Source organism: Pseudidiomarina tainanensis (assembly GCF_900115255.1).
Taxonomy (GTDB): domain Bacteria; phylum Pseudomonadota; class Gammaproteobacteria; order Enterobacterales; family Alteromonadaceae; genus Pseudidiomarina; species Pseudidiomarina tainanensis.
In genome coordinates, this window is record NZ_FOYU01000001.1 from 1,053,142 (window position 1) to 1,069,674 (window position 16,533).

Genomic DNA, 16,533 nt, shown 5'->3' on the forward strand with positions numbered 1-16,533 from the left:
CATGGAACTCGTCCTCACGGCGTTACTCGCCAGCACCATTACCGGTGGTTTAACAGCTGTGGGGGCATTACCAATCCTAATTGGGAAAAAGCCCTCCGAAGAATTTAACGACACGTTACTCGGTTTTGCAGCCGGTGTGATGCTTGCTGCATCTTTTTTCTCGCTGATTATTCCCTCCATTGATATTTCCACACAAATTTATGGCCAAGGTCCCTGGCCTGCGGCGATAGCCGTTGTCGGTATCTTGCTGGGCGCACTGACCATTGCGTTATTTGACCGCTTGGTGCCGCATGAGCATTTTATTAGCGGAGTTGAAGGCCGCAGTAACGCCAAAATTGCTGGCGTTTGGCTATTTATCTTCGCTATCGCCATTCATAACTTCCCTGAAGGTCTCGCCGTGGGCGTTGCGTATGGTAGCGGACAACAGGAAAACGCTTTTTCACTTGCGCTAGGTATTGGGTTGCAGAACCTACCGGAAGGGCTGGCTGTTGCCGTTGGTTTAGTAGCCGTAGGCTACAACCGTTTGAAAGCATTTTTGGTTGCCGCTTTAACTGGACTGATTGAGCCGCTTGGTGGTTTATTCGGCGGCGTATTTGTAAATATTTCGGAGCTATTATTACCCTGGGGACTCGTATTTGCCGCCGGTGCCATGCTATTTGTCATTAGTCATGAGATCATCCCCGAAACGCATCGTCACGGGCATCATAGCCGCGCAACAGCAGGTTTGATGGTTGGCTTAGTCGTGATGCTATTTCTGGATGTTTGGTTAGGAGCTGTTTAAACATGCCAAAAGTACTTTTGTTAGGTTACGGTGATATTGCGCAGCGCACCGCGCCATTGCTCATCAATGCCGGCTGGACGGTTGTTGGCGCGTGTCGTAATCCTTCGACCAAGCCTGTGATTGAAGACGTTCAGTTGGTTAGCGCAGACGCGAATAGCGAACACGACCTACGGCAGCTACTTGAACATGAGTTTGACGCGATTGTAATCACGCTCACGCCGTCAAATTACAGTCGCGACGGCTATCACCAAGGCTATGTGGTGCCATGTCGTCACTTACAGCATTTGTTGCATCAACTAAGTATACAACCACGTGTTTTGTATGTTTCGAGTACTGGTGTATATGGTCAGCGCAATGGTGAATTGGTAGACGAAGCAAGCCCAACCGAGCCGGATTCCGATAGCGGTGAAATGCTCCTACAAGCTGAGCGTGTGATACTCGGGAGCCCTGCTGACGTTTCAGTATTACGTTGCTCGGGTATCTATGGTCCGGGCCGCGAGCGAATGCAACAGCAATTACGTGATGGTACAGCAGTGATTACACCCGCTTGGACAAATCGCATTCATAGTGACGATGTCGCAGGTTTTATTGCCTATTTGCTCACGCATCCAGGGCATCGTGAAGAGATATATATCGTTAGCGACAACGAGCCATTGTTGCAAGAAGAAGCCTATGCTCGTATTGCCCACAAGATCGGCGTGTCAATCGAACAGCTCAAGCGCACGGATAAAGTAGGTCCTCGCGGCAGCAAGCGTCTCAGTAACTCTAGAATGCGGGCCACCGGCTACCACCTGCTTCACCCACACCTTTAAAACGTTATTCGTGATTCGTACGTTCGCTACGCTCTCTGGTCGTCCGTGCTTTGCACTGTTCGAAGAGCGAAGCGGACGAACAGCGGGCGCACGAATAGCGAAGCGTACGAGTAACGCTTTTAGCCTTTAAACTCAAGCATGCGATTCAACGGCTTTAACGCCCGCTCAGCAAGTGCTTCATCCACATGAATTTCGTGCTTGGCGCCGCCATTTTCGAGAGCTTCAGCGATAGCCACAAGGCCATTCATTGCCATCCAAGGGCAATGAGCGCAGCTACGACAAGTGGCGCCGTTACCGGCTGTAGGGGCTTCAATAAAGTGCTTATTCGGCGACAACTGCTGCATTTTATAGAAAATGCCGCGGTCAGTTGCCACAATAAACGTATCATTCGGTAACTCTTGACTGGCTTTAATCAATTGCGACGTTGAACCAACTGCATCAGCCATCTCGACAACCGATTGTGGCGACTCAGGATGCACTAAAATGGCCGCATCTGGATAGACCCGTTTCAAGTCTTCCAGCGCTTTAGTTTTAAATTCGTCGTGAACAATACAAGCACCCTGCCACATAATCATGTCAGCGCCAGTCTGCTTCTCAATATAGGCGCCAAGATGCTTATCTGGGCCCCATAATATCTTCTCGCCGTTAGCATCCAGGTGATCAACAACTTCTAATGCGATACTCGAAGTAACCACCCAGTCTGCACGTGCCTTAACAGCGGCGGATGTATTGGCATACACCACCACCGTGCGATCCGGGTGCTCATCACAGAACTTCGAGAACTCGTCAATTGGGCAGCCTAAATCCAACGAACACGTTGCTTCGAGTGTTGGCATCAATACACGTTTGTTTGGCGTTAAAATTTTGGCGGTTTCGCCCATAAACTTAACCCCAGCCACAATCAGCGTGTCTGCTTCATGTTTCGCACCGAACCGCGCCATTTCGAGCGAGTCTGCAACGCAGCCACCGGTTTCTTCAGCCAGCGCTTGGATTTCAGGATCAGTATAATAATGCGCAACCAGCACAGCATTTTTCTCACGTAATAATTGCTTAATACGTGCGGTGTACTCTGCCTTTTCAGCGCTTGTTAACGTTTTCGGTTTTGGCGGGAAAGGATAATCTAAACTATCAATTACCCGTGCTTGAATTTCTGCCGTAATGCTCATGGTACCACTTCAATGCATTAAAAAAGTTTAATGATTATAAATCAAATTGGGGCACGAAGGGAAAAAATAAAGTGGTGGGTTGTGCAGGATTCGAACCTGCGACCAATTGATTAAAAGTCAACTGCTCTACCAACTGAGCTAACAACCCACTTTAAAACTTTGAAGGGTTGAAGTGATTGGTGGGTTGTGCAGGATTCGAACCTGCGACCAATTGATTAAAAGTCAACTGCTCTACCAACTGAGCTAACAACCCATCACTTCTGTGTTACACACTTATCTGTGGCAACGGCGGCATAGTTTACTTAAAAAGCCGCTCGTTGCAACTGTAAATTGAAGGAATCGGGTGCGTTTGCTCAATTTGCGAACATTTCCCCGAATTTTCTACAGGAATTTTACAAATTATCGAGGCGTTTGCGCGCTAATCCAGCTTCTGTGGAATTCGCATATTCGCTAATTACCTGATTATATAATTCACGTGCTTTGGTCGTATTGTTTTGCTGCTGAGCAATAATACCCAACTTCAAAATACAATCACCACGTTTGTTACTATCAGGAAAGTCTGTTACGACTGTCGAGAAATGGCCTTTGGCCTGATCATATTTGCTTTCCGCAAATAATAACTGACCTAACCAGTAATGGGCATTTGGCACGTAAGTCGAATTCGGATAACTTTGAATAAATGATTCAAATGCAGGCACTGCAGCATCGTAGCGCTTATCACGAAGAACCAATTGAATGGCTTGTTCATACGCTTCGTTTTCCGAAAGATTTGCAGAATAAGTGGCAGAGCTCGCAGTATCAACGGCCGTTGTATTAACTGGCGTTGACTGCGCCTGCGCCTGCGCTGCCGGCTGTGCGGCTAAACGTCGGTCGATCTCTTGATAGATTTCACGTTGACGTTGCAGAATTTGTTCGATTTGGTAAGCGTGTTCTTCGGTTTTACCACGAAGATCGGCAACCTCATCTTGTAATTGAGACATTTGATCTAATAGTGCCATTTGCGCAGCATTACGCGCATCCATAACACGTTCAAGTTGATTCAGGCGTTCTTCTAACGACCCACTGCCTAACTTAGAAACCGGTGCCTGCGCGTGCAGGACACCGGGAATCAGAAAGGCCAATACTAAGATTACTTTTTGCATTGGCTCAACCAGAGTTACTTAGTAAACGAGTACACCGCGGCGGTTTTTCGCGTAGGCGTCTGGGTTTGAAGCATTAATTAAAGGCTTCTCTTCACCGTAAGAAACAGTGGTTACTTGGCTTGAGCTAACACCCAAGTTTTGCAGGTATTGTGCAACGGCTTTCGCACGACGCTCACCCAACGCGATGTTGTACTCAGGTGTACCACGCTCGTCACAGTGACCTTCGATAGTTACTGTCACATTTGGGTTTTGAACTAAGAAATCTGCGTGTGCTGCAAGTACTTGCGCATACTCAGATGAAATGCGTGAATCGTCGAATGCGAAGAAAATCATGTTTTCTTGACGCAATTGAGCGACTTTCTCAGCGCGAATTTCTTCAGGAGTTTTCTCACGCTCTACAGCACCAACATCAACACCTGATTGATCTTGTGTTTGCTCAACTTGCTGGTTCGTTTGCTGGTCAACAGCTTCTTCAGCACCTTGGTTAGAGCTACATGCTGCAAGAGTCAGCATAGGTACTGCAATGAACAGACTTTTTAAGGCTTTGTTTGCGTTCATGTCCGCGTTCCTTTCTTTCATGTAAGTGATTGAACTTGCTTTAATACATTCGTACTAACGTAAAAACGGTGACCACGACGGTGATTTTACTTCACCTTCTCGCGCGGGTAAACGCGCTTTAAATCGTCCATCGACCGATACCAGCGCCAGTACTTGCTGGTTATTATGGGTGGTGCTGTAAATCACCATACTACCATTCGGTGCCAAACTTGGCGACTCATCCAAAGCAGTTTGCGTTAATACCTGCATCGTGCCATTCGGATAATCCTGACGGGCAATATGATAGTTACCTTGTGTACGGTTAACCATAATCACTTGCTTACCGTCTGGCGAATACGTTCCGCCCAAGTTTTGCTCGCCTTCAAATGTTAATCGGCGAACCTGGCCTGAACTTAAATTTACGCTATAAAGTTGTGGTCTGCCACCCCTTTCTGACGTAAAAATCAGCGAGTTACCGTCCGGCGACCACGCTGGTTCAGTATCTATCGCATGATGGTTTGTGACGCGGCGAACACGCTTCGTCGCAATATCCATCACATACAACTCTGGATTACCATCTTTCGATAACACCATCGCTAGGCTCTTACCATCTGGCGAGAACACTGGGCTACTATTAATGCCTGGGAACTGTGTCATCCGCTCTCGACTACGAGTATAGATGTCCTGAATAAAAATCTCAGGTTTTTTGTTCTCAAAGCTGACGTAAGCCAACTTGTTGCCATCCGGCGACCATGATGGTGACATCAACGGCTCGGGGCTACGTAACAATACTCGCTCGTTATAACCGTCGTAATCAGCAACCACTAGCTCATATGGCTTATCTAATTGATGATTAACTGTAACATACGCTATACGCGTCATAAACGCACCGCGCTGACCGGTTAAGGTTTCGTAAAAGATATCTGAGATACGATGTGAATACTGACGGAACTGATCACCAGAAATAACGCTCGAGCGTGCATCTAAAATATGATCTTCTGAAGTTACCAATTGCCCATTACGCAAGACTTGTGTGCCGCTAGTAATTTGGCCACGTAAAATATCAACAATTTCAAAAGAAACGGTATAACGATCTAGCGAATGCGGCGCAATGGTTCCCACTAAAATCGCTTCAACGCCTAAACTTGCCCACTCAGTGTAGTCAATTTCTCCTGAGGTTGACGGTTGCTGTGGCATGCCGTTTACCGGAATTGGATTAAACTTGCCGCTGCGCATTAAGTCAGCCGCGACAACTTCAGTAAGACCTTGTGGCTTTGGTCCATTGCCTAACCACTTAAACGGCACCACCGCAATTGGGCGTGCCGAGTCAATACCGCCGGTAATGACAATTTCAAGTGAGGCTTTGGCCGGCTGGCTGGAAAACAGCAGGCTAGCCGCGGTTACAACACAAATGAGCAGTTTTTTCATCATAAGCTTCTTCATTTAATCCGCGATAAATGGGAATGTAATATTTTTCATCTGTTCGTACACTTCAGGGTCTTGCGACACTGGCAGTGTACCAATTTTCAATATGGCACGACGAGCTGACTCACAAACCGCACGGTCGCCTTCTCCCTCGCTAACAGAGGTAACAAAGCCGCTACGTGCCAATGTAATATCCAAGCGACATTCTTTGCCGCGCATGGAATCATCGACAATCCAATTACGCTGAACGACGTTGGCAATAAGTCCGCGATAGCGCTCTAGTTCAGTTTGTACTTGCTGGCGTCGCGCTGCCGCTCGTGCCTGCGCTTCACGCGCTAACTCTTCTTGCAACTGTCTCTCACGCTCAGCACGCTCACGCGCCTCTTGCTCACGACGTTTACGTTCTTCTTCAGCTTTACGAGCCTCTTCCTCTTTTCGCTTGCGCTCAGCTTCGGCTTTCGCCGCAGCGGCTTCTTCACGTTTGCGACGCTCAGCTGCCGCGGCGGCTGCTTTTTCGGCTTCTTCACGTTCCTTCTTCGCCGCAGCCTTCTCTTGTTCTAAACGACGACGCTCGGCTTCTTGTTGCTTTTGCAACTCACGCAAGCGTTGCTGCTCTGCTGCACGCGCTTTACGCGCTTCTTCAGCACGACGTTCCAACTCTGCTTGACGGCGTTGCTCAGCCAGCTCCGTTTGACGCTCGCGTTCGCGAATCTCGTTCACCCGCTTCTCAACAGCTGCCTGATCAACCGTCACCGCTTGCACAATTTCTTGGTTATCCGGCTGCGGCGCATTTGGCGACGAAAGCTCGACTTGTAGCGGCTTGTCAAACGGCATCTGAAAGTGCATGCCAAAAATCATCAACCCAACGACAGCGACATGCACCAACAATGACAGCACCAAAGGCACTGTCCAATCACTGGGCCATGACCAACTCTTCTTTGCCACTACTCACCACCTGCCGAGTTATCTGTCATCAAACCAACCTGAGGCACACCCGCCTTCTGCAATAGCACCATGAGCTGTACGACTTGATTATACTGCACCGAGCCATCGCCTTTAACCACTACTGGACGTCCAGGGCTCACCTGCAACTCGGCTTGCACTGCAACCGCTAAATCGACAACATCAATCGCCGCATTAGGATCGTTGCTCGTGCTTAAATAATAATTACCATCTTTATCTACCGAGGCAACAATCGGCGGCTTGCTCTCAGGGTCCAATGGTTCCGCAGACGCCTTCGGCAAATCAACCTTCACCCCTTGCGTAATCAGCGGAGCTGTAACCATAAAGATAATGAGCAGTACCAACATGACATCAATGTAGGGTACCACGTTGATTTCCGACACCTGTTTGCGGCGTCGACGTGTCACCGTCATCATGCCGCCGCACCTGCTTTCGCTTGCGAACCTTGGCGCTGTAAAATCGCCATCAATTCGTCCATAAAGTTCACGTACTGATTATCAACCTTTTCAACACGATAACTAAATCGGTTATACGCAATAACGGCCGGGATTGCTGCGAATAGACCCATTGCTGTCGCAATCAAAGCCTCAGCAATACCTGGCGCCACCATGGCTAAGGTAGCTTGCTGAACTGCACCTAAGCCAATAAACGCATTCATAATACCCCATACCGTACCAAACAAACCGACATAAGGGCTAATCGAACCAATCGTTGCTAAAAACGACAAATTGCTTTCCAAACTGTCGAGCTCGCGGGAGTGCACAACTCGCATAGCACGATACGATGCATCGAGCATCTGCTGCTGGCTAAGCGATTCATTTTTGCGAAGTCGCGCAAACTCTTTAAAGCCAGCATGAAAAATCTTTTCCATACCAGAGGCGTTTTGGGCACGCGCAGATACTTCTTGAAACAACCGTGCTAAGTCAACACCCGACCAAAACCGATCTTCAAAACTTAATGCCTGTTGTGTCGCAGTTTTAATGACTTTGGCACGCTGGAATATCATCATCCAGCCGACCACAGAGAACGCCAACAGCAACAACATAACGAGCTGGACAACAATACTTGCTTCTAAAATCAGCGCAGTTATCGACAATTCAGTTTGCACGTTTTAACACCTCAAAAATTTCCGCTGGCATTGGTACCGCTCGCACGGCTTCACCAGGCTCTCCTAAATTCACACAAGCCGCTTTAATTTGCGCCTGACACAACAGCGTTCCGTCAGTTCGCAGGACTTGTTGCGCAAAAATTACTGACGCCTTTCCGAGGCGTTCGACCACAACAGTGACAGTCAGTTCATCATTAAATCGCGCTGGCAACAGCAAATCCAGTTGCACCTGACGCACGACAAAACCAATACGATGTTGCAGCCAAGTATCTTGCTCAATCCCCAACGAGCGTAACCATTCTGTTCGGGCACGCTCAAGGAATTTGAGATAGTTCGCATAATAAACGATACCGCCAGCATCTGTATCTTCGTAATAGACCCGAATCGGCCATTCAAATGTTAAGTTGCTCAATTTTACACCAGACATTTTTTTATCTTAACGATCTGACCAATTTTTACAAAACCCTTAAGATTCGAGCCTTATTTTGGTCTGACCAATTTTAGTTAGCGCATTTTTTAACCAGCTATTTTTGCTTCGCATTAGTAAATTTTATGTGAAACACAATTTTTCTCGTTTGAATGCTGGTCAGTCCTCCGTATAATGCGCTTCAGATATCAGATACGAAGAGACCGGTTGTCACTTCTTCCTGTTATTGTTCCCTGGATTTAACTTCCTTGTTGTTCTGTATTTTGCCCGCTCCCTGAGCGGGCTTTTTTTTACCTAAAATTCGTACGCTTCTCTATTCGTTTTTCGTGCGCTTCGCTGTTCGTGCGCTTCGCTATTCGAAAAGTGCGAAGCACGGACGAACAGAGAGCGAAGCGAACGTACGAATAACGAACAACGCTTTTAGTCCTTACCTAAGCCGAAGTGGGCGTAGGCGTGTGGTGTTGCAATGCGTCCCCGCGGCGTTCGCTGCAAAAAGCCCTGCTGAATCAAATACGGCTCCAACACATCCTCAATCGTATCTTTCTCTTCGCCAATGGCGGCGGCCAAGTTATCTAACCCGACTGGTCCACCCATAAACTTTTCAATAATGGCGAGCAGTAATTTACGATCCATGTAATCGAAACCAGCTTCGTCAACATCAACCATAGCAAGTGCCGCTGCGGCCGTTGGCTGATCAATATGACCGCTATTCTTCACTTCGGCGAAATCTCGTACTCGGCGCAATAAGCGATTCGCAATTCGCGGCGTACCGCGTGAGCGACGAGCGATTTCTAGAGCGCCCTCGGCTTCTAAATCTAAGTTCAGGAATTTAGCAGAGCGGCGAATAATCGTGGTGAGTTCTTCCACGTTATAAAACTCAAGGCGCTGCACAATCCCAAACCGATCGCGAAGCGGTGACGTCAAAGCCCCTGCCCTTGTTGTCGCTCCCACCAGTGTAAATGGCGGTAAATCTAGCTTGATCGAACGGGCAGCAGGACCTTCACCAATCATAATATCCAACTGATAATCTTCCATCGCTGGATACAAAATCTCTTCGACCACCGGACTCAAACGGTGAATCTCATCAATGAACAGCACATCATGCTCTTCTAAATTAGTTAACAATGCCGCAAGATCACCCGCTTTTTCCAGCACTGGCCCTGAAGTTTGCCGGATATTTACGTTTAATTCATTGGCGACAATATTCGCTAAAGTGGTTTTTCCAAGACCCGGCGGACCGAATATTAAGACATGATCAAGCGCCTCAGATCGCTGCTTTGCAGCCTGAATGAAAATTTCCATTTGCTCAACCACATGCTTCTGCCCGGTATAGTCGGCAAGTTGCTTCGGCCGAATAGCACGATCAATAACCTCGTCTTCGCTATTCGCCTGCGGCTGATTAATTCGATCTGGCTCAATCATTGTTCACACCTCGTAGCCCGGCGTTCTACGCCGGGTAGCGCAACGCGCTGTTATTGTCCGCCGCTACACAATGTAACGCCGGGTAGCGCAACGCGCTGTTATTGCCGGCCGTTACACAATGTAACGCCGGGTAGCGCAACGCGCTGTTATTGCCGGCCGTTACACAATGTAACGACACCGCGGAAGCCCATATATTCACGGCGCTACGCGCCACCCGGCGTGAAACGCCGGGCTACATGTTTTTCAAAGCGAAGCGGATGAGGGCTTCACTTGGAGCTTCGGGTTCTGCTTTGAGTGCCGCGGCAACTGCTTTTTCCGCCTGCGCCGGTTTATAGCCAAGAGCCAGCAATGCACTCAATGCATCATCACGTGGCGAATTCGCACTTACCGTTGGATTCATATCGCCAAAATCAATCGGCGCTGCATCAGTGGCTGGTGTTGCCGAACCCCAGTTTTTCAAGCGATCACGCATTTCAACCACCAAGCGCTCAGCGGTTTTACGACCGACGCCTGGAAGCTTCACTAGGGTTGAAACATCATCGTGTGTTACCGCATGCACAAATTGATGTGCGGTCATGCCGGACATGATGGTTAGCGCTAACTTCGGCCCGACGCCCTGCGCTTTAATGAGCTGGCGAAACAACGTGCGCTCGGCAAAAGTATTAAAACCGTACAGCAACTGCGCGTCTTCACGCACGACAAAATGCGTTATGACCTTCACTTGCTCACCAATATCTGGGAGTTCATACAAACATGTCATCGGCATTTGAACTTCGTAACCAACGCCGTGTACATCAATAAGAATTTCAGGTGGCTGCTTAGCGATTAACGTTCCTGTCAATTGACCAATCACGCGCGTCCCCTTGTTGTTTTTAGTATAAGTTGTGTTCGTGTATGAGCATGGCACAAAGCAACGGCTAACGCATCAGCGGCATCGGCTTGCGGTTTATGTTGCAATTTCAACATGGCCATGACCATGTGTTGCACTTGTGTTTTATCAGCTGCCCCAGTGCCAACCACCGCTTGCTTTACCAATCGCGCAGCATATTCTGCGACAGGTAAACCGGCACAGGCCGCCGCCACAATCGCCGCGCCACGAGCCTGACCTAACTTTAGCGCAGAATCTGGGTTGCGTGCCATAAACACTTGTTCAATTGCAAATTCGGTGGGTTGAAACTGTGCGATAAGCTCAGCGATGCCATCATGAATAACTTTGAGCTTATCGGCAAGAGTCGGTTCGGCTTCGCCTTTCAGGCTACGCATCACATTGATGCAACCGCTACCAAGGTAAGTAATTTGATTGCCTGATTGGCGAATCACACCATAGCCAGTAAGGCGTGAACCTGGGTCAATTCCCAGAATAATGGCCATGATTCGCTCCTATCAGTAAAGGTCTTAGTCGTTGTCCTTCGCTACAACAGCAACGTTCAATTCTGCTAGAGCTTCTGGATTTGCGAGCCCCGGTGCATCCGTTAATACACAGGCCGCAGTTGTGGTTTTCGGGAACGCAATCACTTCACGAATCGAGCTCGCGCCGACCATCAACATGACCAAACGATCCAGACCAAAAGCTAAACCAGCATGCGGCGGCGTGCCGTACTTCAACGCTTCGAGTAAGAAGCCAAACTTCTCTTGTGCTTCTTCTTTGCCAATGCCCAAAATTTCAAACGCTGCTTGCTGCATTTCGTTGTTGTGAATACGTACTGAACCACCACCCACTTCAACGCCGTTAAGGACCATATCGTACGCGTTCGACAATGCCCCTTCAGGGTTCGCCTTCAATTCATCTGGCGTCACGCCAACCGGTGCTGTAAACGGGTGATGAATCGCGTGTAAACGGCCCTCGTGTTCTTCGAACATTGGGAAGTCAACAACCCATAACGGGCGCCATTCGTCACTTACTAACTCGAAGTCATTACCCACTTTTAAGCGCAATGCACCCAAAGCTTCTGCAACCACTGTCGCTTTATCGGCGCCAAAGAAAATAATATCGCCATTGGCCGCTTCAGTGCGTGCCAAAATACCTTCTAACGCATCATCTGGAATAAACTTAAGAACTGGTGACTGAATACCTTCACGACCAGCACTCAAATCATTTACTTTCATCCACGCTAAGCCTTTCGCACCATAGATGCCAACAAAATTGGTGTACTCATCAATGTTCTTACGAGAAATCGCTTCCGCTTTGCCTGGCACTTTCAGCGCAGCAACACGGCCTTTCGGGTCGTTTGCTGGGCCAGCGAAGACTTTAAACTCAACATCTTTGAGCAAATCAGCGACATCAACTAATTCAAGCGGATTACGCAGGTCAGGTTTATCGCTACCGAAGCGACGCATCGCTTCATGCCACGTCATACGCGGGAAATCACCCAAGTCTACGTCGAGCATCTCAGCAAAAAGCTTACGCACCATCTGCTCCGTAACCGCCATCACTTGGTCAGAAGTCATGAACGACGTTTCAATATCAATTTGAGTAAATTCAGGCTGACGATCAGCACGCAAATCTTCGTCACGGAAGCATTTGACGATTTGATAGTAACGGTCAAAGCCAGACATCATCAGCAATTGCTTGAACAGCTGTGGTGACTGTGGCAATGCGAAGAACTTGCCTTTGTGCGTTCGGCTTGGTACCAAATAATCACGCGCACCTTCAGGCGTTGCTCGGGTAAGCATTGGTGTTTCAATATCTAAAAAACCGCTGTCATCTAGAAAACGGCGCACTGCGCTGGTCACTTTGGCGCGGAATTGCAGGTTATGGTTCATGTTTGGACGACGCAGATCCAAATACCGGAAGCGCAAACGTTGCTCTTCACTCACCTGCTGGTTGAAATCGATTGGTAGCGGTTCAGCGCGGCTGATAATTTCCAGCTCTGTCGCCATCACTTCGACGGCACCGGTCGCCATGGTTTTATTCACTTGGCTTTCAGGACGCGCACGTACAGTACCCACTAGACGAATACAAAACTCTTGACGTAACTTGTTCGCAGTCTCAAATAGCGCCTGTTGGTCAGGGTCAAATACAACCTGCACCAGACCAGTGCGGTCGCGCATATCAATAAAAATTAAACCGCCCAAATCGCGGCGTTTATTCACCCAACCACATAAAGTTACGGATTGGTTTACAAGACTCGTTTCAAGCTGTCCACAGTAATGGCTACGCATGGGATCATCCCTACCACAAATTAAGAATTTACAAAGCTGCACATTATAACGGACTTACACTGAATGTCAGTAACTGTCGGCGCAATTTAGTAATGATACAGCTTCTAGTGCTACTGTTTATAGCCACGTTACGTTAAAATACATGTACTGTCTGTCAGACAAAGATTATTAAGACGTATGACGAAAAAAGATTCGATATTCGCCGAACCGTTGCCGCAAGTAAGCGACTTTGTGTTTGATCAAACCGTGGTGGAAGTATTTCCCGACATGATCAATCGCTCAGTGCCAGGTTACCAAAGTATTTTGCAAGGTATCGGCCAGCTCACTAAACGCTTCGCGCAGGCTGATTCAAACCTCTATGACTTAGGCTGCTCATTAGGCGCGGCAACTTTAGCGATGCGCCAGAATTGCCAGCACCTCAATAATATTCGAGTGATCGGTATCGATAACTCAGAGGCCATGGTTGAGCGCTGCAAGCTTCACTTGCAAGGCTATCGTAGCGACGTACCTGTGAGTGTGCGCTGCGAAGACATCCAGCAGTCTGACATTCAAAACGCTTCGGTGGTGACGATGAACTTCACCTTGCAATTCGTTCCACCTGAGCAGCGCTATGACTTACTGAAAAAAATATACGACGGTTTAAAGCCCGGCGGCGTGTTGCTACTGAGCGAAAAATTCCGCAGTGCCGATGAGCAAATGAATGAACTGCTAGTAGATATCCACCACGAATTTAAACGTGCAAACGGCTATAGTGAACTCGAAATCGCCCAGAAACGTGCGGCAATTGAAAACGTCATGCGCATCGACACGCTTGAGACACATCACGAACGTCTGCGCGAAATTGGCTTTCAGCACACGCAAGTGTGGTTCCAATGCTACAATTTCGCCGCCTTGCTCGCCGTCAAGTAACTGGAGAACTAATGAATTTATTCGCCCAAGACCTTATCGCTGTTGCCCACTCACCATTGCAACACTGGCTGACAACCTTGCCTGCGCAACTGGAAAACTGGCAAAAGGAACAACAGCACGGCGAATTACCGAAATGGCTCCGATGCGTTGCGCAGTTACCTCACATCGAGCCACAACATGTGTCTCTCGCGGATACGGTAACCATCAACAATGACAGTGTTAGCGACGGTGAGCAAAATCGTATTCGTGGCCTGATGATGCAGCTCACGCCATGGCGTAAAGGCCCTTTTGACCTGCATGGCGTGCACATTGATACCGAATGGCGCTCTGACTTCAAATGGCAACGCGTATTACCGCACCTTAGCAACAACGGCGACCTCAGCGGCCGCCAAGTGCTTGATATCGGGTGTGGTAGTGGTTATCACCTATGGCGCATGCTAGAAGCCGGTGCTGACCAAGTATGGGGCATCGACCCGGGCCAATTATTTATGGCACAGTTCATGGCAATTCGACACTTCATGCCAGCCGAGCTTGCCGCTCGTGCACATTGGTTCCCGCTTGGGGTCGAAGATTTACCTGAATTGCGCGCCTTTGACACCGTGTTCAGCATGGGCGTTTTGTATCACCGCCGCTCCCCAATTGACTTCCTGACACAGCTTCGCGCCCAATTAAAACCAGGCGGCGAGCTCGTGCTGGAAACATTAGTTGTAGAAGGTGACGAACACACCGTACTAGTGCCAGGCGAAACCTACGCCAAAATGCGTAATGTTTGGTTTATTCCAAGTACCAAAGCGCTATTACATTGGATGAGCCGCGTCGGCTTCAAGAACGCCCGTGTCGTTGACGAATCTGTCACCACGCTTGAAGAGCAGCGCGCCACCGAATGGATGCAAGGTCAATCACTCGCTGACTTCCTCGATCCAAATGATCGCAGCCGCACCATCGAAGGCTTCCCAGCCCCTCGCCGCGCCGTGATCATCGCCAACCCGTAGCCCGGCGTTCTACGCCGGGTGATGCGCAGCATCGTTATAGCCACGCTTATCCCCCAAGTCGGGGTTGGGGCTAGAGCCAGAACCAGAGCTAGAGCTAGAGCTAGAGCTAGAGCCAGAGCTAGAGCTAGGGTGCCCTAATTTATTTTCAGTGTTCAGTTGCAGCAATAAAGTTACAAAAAGAGGGGGCTAATTTGTAACTTTATTGCTGCAACTGAACGACTTTATTTTGAGGCGATATACATACGTCAGATAGATCATTTTTGATACTGAAATTCACCGATATGGAGCCATAATCGCGTCGAATCTTCGTTGACGCTCGTCCCGAGCGCGTTTCTCCGGAGGTTCTGCCAGTAAACTATCAATAAGTACGATAAAGTGCTCGGCGAGTTCAAGCTCTACAAGTGAGGCTATTAGTATATCGCTTCGAACATTCCCACCACTCTCCATGCGCGAGATAGAAGCGCGGCTACATATTATCCGATCGGATAGAGCTTCTTGACTCATGTGATATTTGCGTTCAATCCGCAATAATTTGGCAAGTTTTCGAGTGAGTTCATTTTGCGATTCATCGCGATCATGTCCCAATTTGCTTTCCATGGCTGGTTCTCCGTTTCAAAAGTAACAGAGAGTTTAGCTGATTAATTAAGCCTTGAAGCGCGTTGGCGACGGTAAAGCAACAGCCAGCCTGCAACGAAGCCAATAGTGCTACCAAGTGCAATATCCACGACACGAGCTTGCACAAGCTCTTCAAGAGCCAAGTTGCCTAACGCAGATTCAGCTAAGAGTAATGTCATTGGCGTGATAAACACGACGGTTAATCCGTAATGTCGGACAATCAACGTCTCAATAATAAACATCAATACAAACACCGCCAAGGCAACCTGTAGCGGTGACATGTTCCAACTCCACAGCCAATAGGCCAGAGCCATTCCAATAATAGTGCCACTAATGCGATGAATTTTGCGATGACGCATGTCTCGCACGGTGGCGCCTTGCATGATCGCAGCACACGAAATAGGCACCCAGTATGGATTAACCAATCCAATGCCATTGGCTAAGGCAAGACTACCGCCGACAATCATTCCAATCAAAACTGACTCAGTGATAATTTCACGACGAAACACGGGTGCAACAGGCTCTATCGGCTTGGCGTGGTGTGTTACCGGTATCGCTAAGCTATATAGCACCACTAGCACGACAGCAAAAATCGCACCCACCGTTAGCCAACCAATACGCACAGGAAGTAACGCAATATCAAACGGCAGGGTTGCCGCCAAAGCAGCAATCATGATGAAAAAGAAACGGCCCGGTGGCGGGATCTGCCAATAGCGCACCAGTCCATTTGCTAGCATTGTGATCAATGCCACAGCGAAAGCGCCAACATAAGGGTTAAAGCTGAGGCTGTCGACAAAGGAAAAGCTAACAATAAAGCCAAACAGCGCCACAATCACCGTAATTAATCGGCGCATTAGCGGTGCATGTGGCATATAAATGATGACGAGCCCACCAATACTTGCGAGTACCGCCTGACTCATGGTGTCAGTCAGCGCCCCCAAGAACATCGGTAGTGATGCAGCCAATGCCGCGACTAAGGGTAAATGCCACGGCCGAGGATGTTTGTGAATGGTGAGTAGCGCTTTCAAGTCGTTGCCTATACGGCGCCAGCGTGATGGGCTACTCATATTTC

At 48.6% G+C, this 16,533-nt stretch carries 18 protein-coding genes and 2 tRNA genes; 4 read left to right on the plus strand and 16 right to left on the minus strand.

The window, feature by feature from the left end; all coding sequences use genetic code 11:
* Window position 1: 1 nt before the first annotated feature.
* Both BM292_RS05175 and BM292_RS05180 read left to right on the plus strand, forming a co-directional pair.
* On the plus strand, window positions 2–781 hold the full coding sequence (locus BM292_RS05175; RefSeq protein ID WP_092855992.1) for a ZIP family metal transporter: 780 nt from the start codon (window positions 2–4) through the stop codon (window positions 779–781).
* Window positions 782–783: 2 nt separating this feature from the next.
* The gene (locus BM292_RS05180) at window positions 784–1,593 is read left to right on the plus strand and encodes an SDR family oxidoreductase (RefSeq protein ID WP_092855994.1); all 810 of its coding nucleotides are present in this window, start codon (window positions 784–786) and stop codon (window positions 1,591–1,593) included.
* Between the two features lie 119 nt (window positions 1,594–1,712).
* Here the strand turns inward: BM292_RS05180 and nadA are convergent, their stop codons facing one another.
* The 14 genes from nadA to aspS form a co-directional block, all read right to left on the minus strand.
* Window positions 1,713–2,759, minus strand: a complete 1,047-nt coding sequence (gene nadA / locus BM292_RS05185) for a quinolinate synthase NadA (RefSeq protein WP_165383870.1) — start codon at window positions 2,757–2,759, stop codon at window positions 1,713–1,715.
* Between the two features lie 72 nt (window positions 2,760–2,831).
* Window positions 2,832–2,907, minus strand: a tRNA-Lys gene (locus BM292_RS05190).
* 29 nt (window positions 2,908–2,936) lie between these two features.
* A tRNA-Lys gene (locus BM292_RS05195) sits at window positions 2,937–3,012 on the minus strand.
* A 139-nt stretch (window positions 3,013–3,151) separates the two neighbouring features.
* Entirely contained in the window at window positions 3,152–3,901 is a 750-nt protein-coding gene (gene ybgF, locus BM292_RS05200) for a tol-pal system protein YbgF (protein WP_092855996.1), read from the minus strand.
* Window positions 3,902–3,919: 18 nt separating this feature from the next.
* Window positions 3,920–4,459, minus strand: coding sequence for a peptidoglycan-associated lipoprotein Pal (pal, locus tag BM292_RS05205; RefSeq protein WP_092855998.1), 540 nt, complete (start codon window positions 4,457–4,459; stop codon window positions 3,920–3,922).
* Window positions 4,460–4,513: 54 nt separating this feature from the next.
* Window positions 4,514–5,866 (minus strand): Tol-Pal system beta propeller repeat protein TolB, encoded by a 1,353-nt coding sequence (gene tolB, locus BM292_RS05210; RefSeq protein WP_425439081.1) that lies wholly within the window; start codon window positions 5,864–5,866, stop codon window positions 4,514–4,516.
* Between the two features lie 15 nt (window positions 5,867–5,881).
* A complete protein-coding gene (gene tolA / locus BM292_RS05215; protein ID WP_245751816.1) occupies window positions 5,882–6,808 on the minus strand; it encodes a cell envelope integrity protein TolA in 927 nt (308 codons plus the stop codon).
* Window positions 6,808–7,242, minus strand: a complete 435-nt coding sequence (tolR, locus tag BM292_RS05220; protein WP_092856002.1) for a protein TolR — start codon at window positions 7,240–7,242, stop codon at window positions 6,808–6,810. The genes tolA and tolR overlap by 1 nt, the downstream gene beginning before the upstream one ends.
* Window positions 7,239–7,934 carry a protein TolQ gene (tolQ, locus tag BM292_RS05225; protein ID WP_092856004.1) on the minus strand — a complete coding sequence of 232 codons (696 nt, stop codon included), beginning with the start codon at window positions 7,932–7,934 and terminating at the stop codon, window positions 7,239–7,241. Before tolQ ends, tolR begins: the two co-directional genes overlap by 4 nt.
* Window positions 7,924–8,361: a tol-pal system-associated acyl-CoA thioesterase gene (gene ybgC / locus BM292_RS05230; protein WP_143434072.1), complete on the minus strand. Its 438-nt coding sequence runs from the start codon at window positions 8,359–8,361 to the stop codon at window positions 7,924–7,926. The genes tolQ and ybgC overlap by 11 nt, the downstream gene beginning before the upstream one ends.
* A gap of 420 nt (window positions 8,362–8,781) precedes the next feature.
* On the minus strand, window positions 8,782–9,783 hold the full coding sequence (ruvB, locus tag BM292_RS05235) for a Holliday junction branch migration DNA helicase RuvB (protein WP_092856006.1): 1,002 nt from the start codon (window positions 9,781–9,783) through the stop codon (window positions 8,782–8,784).
* Window positions 9,784–10,015: 232 nt separating this feature from the next.
* Complete coding sequence (ruvA, locus tag BM292_RS05245; protein ID WP_092856010.1) at window positions 10,016–10,636, minus strand: Holliday junction branch migration protein RuvA; 621 nt, start codon at window positions 10,634–10,636, stop codon at window positions 10,016–10,018.
* Window positions 10,633–11,154, minus strand: coding sequence for a crossover junction endodeoxyribonuclease RuvC (gene ruvC, locus BM292_RS05250; protein WP_092856020.1), 522 nt, complete (start codon window positions 11,152–11,154; stop codon window positions 10,633–10,635). Before ruvC ends, ruvA begins: the two co-directional genes overlap by 4 nt.
* Window positions 11,155–11,178: 24 nt before the next feature.
* Window positions 11,179–12,945 (minus strand): aspartate--tRNA ligase, encoded by a 1,767-nt coding sequence (gene aspS, locus BM292_RS05255; RefSeq protein ID WP_092856022.1) that lies wholly within the window; start codon window positions 12,943–12,945, stop codon window positions 11,179–11,181.
* A 177-nt stretch (window positions 12,946–13,122) separates the two neighbouring features.
* Between aspS and cmoA the strand changes: the two genes are divergently transcribed.
* Window positions 13,123–13,854 carry a carboxy-S-adenosyl-L-methionine synthase CmoA gene (cmoA, locus tag BM292_RS05260; protein ID WP_092856024.1) on the plus strand — a complete coding sequence of 244 codons (732 nt, stop codon included), beginning with the start codon at window positions 13,123–13,125 and terminating at the stop codon, window positions 13,852–13,854.
* A gap of 11 nt (window positions 13,855–13,865) precedes the next feature.
* Entirely contained in the window at window positions 13,866–14,846 is a 981-nt protein-coding gene (cmoB, locus tag BM292_RS05265; protein ID WP_092856026.1) for a tRNA 5-methoxyuridine(34)/uridine 5-oxyacetic acid(34) synthase CmoB, read from the plus strand.
* 273 nt (window positions 14,847–15,119) lie between these two features.
* Here cmoB and BM292_RS05270 read toward each other — a convergent pair whose 3' ends face one another.
* Both BM292_RS05270 and BM292_RS05275 read right to left on the minus strand, forming a co-directional pair.
* Complete coding sequence (locus BM292_RS05270; protein WP_092856028.1) at window positions 15,120–15,443, minus strand: helix-turn-helix domain-containing protein; 324 nt, start codon at window positions 15,441–15,443, stop codon at window positions 15,120–15,122.
* 41 nt (window positions 15,444–15,484) lie between these two features.
* Window positions 15,485–16,528 (minus strand): FUSC family protein, encoded by a 1,044-nt coding sequence (locus tag BM292_RS05275; RefSeq protein WP_092856030.1) that lies wholly within the window; start codon window positions 16,526–16,528, stop codon window positions 15,485–15,487.
* Window positions 16,529–16,533: the final 5 nt, after the last annotated feature.